The organism is Chryseobacterium sp. YIM B08800, assembly GCF_026163565.1.
GTDB lineage: Bacteria > Bacteroidota > Bacteroidia > Flavobacteriales > Weeksellaceae > Chryseobacterium.
The window spans coordinates 1-2500 of record NZ_JAPDKN010000100.1 but is presented as its reverse complement, the minus strand read 5'-3'; the positions used below and the strand labels follow the sequence as shown (position 1 = coordinate 2500).

Sequence of the window (2500 nt, the reverse complement as noted above, 5' to 3'; positions counted from 1 at the left end):
GATTTCTTTCCTAATATTATATTAGTTCAGTATTTTTTGATAAACTTGCGTCTATCGATATTTTTAAACTCCGCACTCGAAAGTGCTCGGTTATCTCTTTGTGATATCTTTACCGTTAATGTCAATGATCTTTACTCTATTTCTGATCTAATTCGCAAAATATTGTTTTTGGCTCTATTTGCTTTTTTAAAATTAAACCTTCAATGATGGTGGAGAATAAGGGAGTCGAACCCTTGACCTCCTGCGTGCAAGGCAGGCGCTCTAGCCAGCTGAGCTAATTCCCCCTCTAGTAGACTAAGAGACTCAAGATGCTAGATTCAAGACTTTTTAATTGTCAGTCTTGGCTCTTGGCTCTTTCATCTTCCCGTCTTTTCAATTAGTAGTCTCGGGCAGGCTCGAACTGCCGACCTCTACATTATCAGTGTAGCGCTCTAACCAGCTGAGCTACGAGACTGTCTTTTAAGACTAACAGATCCTAGATGCTAGATACAAGACTTTTGCATTCGTCTTGGTTCTTGGCTCTCGGCTCTTGTATCTCTATCCCTATACTAATTTCTAGTGGGTTTGTATTTTATATTATATATCAACCAAATAAAAAACTAAAGCTTCGCTTTAAGTAAGTACTTTGTATCTTGCGATACTAATTTTGTTTATCGTCATAAGACGCTCTAAAATGAGATGTTCCAGCCGCACCTTCCGGTACGGCTACCTTGTTACGACTTAGCCCTAGTTACTTGTTTTACCCTAGGCAGCTCCTGTTACGGTCACCGACTTCAGGTACCCCAAACTTCCATGGCTTGACGGGCGGTGTGTACAAGGCCCGGGAACGTATTCACCGCGCCATGGCTGATGCGCGATTACTAGCGATTCCAGCTTCATAGAGTCGAGTTGCAGACTCCAATCCGAACTGAGACCGGCTTTCGAGATTCGCATCCAATCACTTGGTAGCTGCCCTCTGTACCGGCCATTGTATTACGTGTGTGGCCCAAGGCGTAAGGGCCGTGATGATTTGACGTCATCCCCACCTTCCTCTCTACTTGCGTAGGCAGTCTCACTAGAGTCCCCAACTTAATGATGGCAACTAGTGACAGGGGTTGCGCTCGTTGCAGGACTTAACCTAACACCTCACGGCACGAGCTGACGACAACCATGCAGCACCTTGAAAATTGTCCGAAGAAAAGTCTATTTCTAAACCTGTCAATTCCCATTTAAGCCTTGGTAAGGTTCCTCGCGTATCATCGAATTAAACCACATAATCCACCGCTTGTGCGGGCCCCCGTCAATTCCTTTGAGTTTCATTCTTGCGAACGTACTCCCCAGGTGGCTAACTTATCACTTTCGCTTAGTCTCTGAACCCGAAAGCCCAAAAACGAGTTAGCATCGTTTACGGCGTGGACTACCAGGGTATCTAATCCTGTTCGCTCCCCACGCTTTCGTCCATCAGCGTCAGTTAAAACATAGTGACCTGCCTTCGCAATTGGTGTTCTAAGTAATATCTATGCATTTCACCGCTACACTACTTATTCCAGCCACTTCTACTTTACTCAAGACCTGCAGTATCAATGGCAGTTTCATAGTTAAGCTATGAGATTTCACCACTGACTTACAGATCCGCCTACGGACCCTTTAAACCCAATAAATCCGGATAACGCTTGCACCCTCCGTATTACCGCGGCTGCTGGCACGGAGTTAGCCGGTGCTTATTCGTATAGTACCTTCAGCTTTCCACACGTGGAAAGGTTTATCCCTATACAAAAGAAGTTTACAACCCATAGGGCCGTCGTCCTTCACGCGGGATGGCTGGATCAGGCTCTCACCCATTGTCCAATATTCCTCACTGCTGCCTCCCGTAGGAGTCTGGTCCGTGTCTCAGTACCAGTGTGGGGGATCACCCTCTCAGGCCCCCTAAAGATCACTGACTTGGTAGGCCGTTACCCTACCAACTATCTAATCTTGCGCGTGCCCATCTCTATCCACCGGAGTTTTCAATAAAAAACGATGCCGTCTCTTATATTATGGGGTATTAATCTTCCTTTCGAAAGGCTATCCCCCTGATAAAGGCAGGTTGCACACGTGTTCCGCACCCGTACGCCGCTCTCAAGATTCCGAAGAATCTCTACCGCTCGGCTTGCATGTGTTAGGCCTCCCGCTAGCGTTCATCCTGAGCCAGGATCAAACTCTCCATTGTATGTTTGTCTGACTCACTCAAAGTTTTGACGCTTTAGTTTTTCCTTACTTGGTTGTATATTATTTTTCAATGATCTCTATTCTTCCGCTTTTTACGATACCTACATTTTCTGTCGTTTTTCAGTACCGATTTGCGTGTGCAAAAGTAAAACTTTATTTCTAATTGACCAAATGTTTTTGAAGAAATTTTAAAGTTTATTTCATAACCCTAAATCCTTATTTCATACATTTGAACTCCACTCCTGCGCTCCCGTTTTACCGGACTGCAAAGATAAGAATCTTTTTAACTTTCACAAATTTTATTTCTAAAAAA

Annotated in this window: 2 tRNA genes and 2 rRNA genes (1 of these 4 cut by a window edge); all 4 read right to left on the bottom strand. The window is 44.4% G+C overall.

Annotated elements, in window-relative coordinates:
* Positions 1-9, bottom strand: a 23S ribosomal RNA gene (locus OEW74_RS19420) (it extends 2751 nt beyond the left edge of the window).
* A 198-nt stretch (positions 10-207) separates the two neighbouring features.
* Positions 208-284, bottom strand: a tRNA-Ala gene (locus tag OEW74_RS19415).
* A 96-nt stretch (positions 285-380) separates the two neighbouring features.
* Positions 381-454: transfer RNA gene (locus OEW74_RS19410), tRNA-Ile, on the bottom strand.
* 217 nt (positions 455-671) lie between these two features.
* Positions 672-2188: ribosomal RNA gene (locus OEW74_RS19405) — 16S ribosomal RNA — on the bottom strand.
* The 16S and 23S rRNA genes sit together here with 2 tRNA genes alongside, the layout of an rRNA operon.
* Positions 2189-2500: the final 312 nt, after the last annotated feature.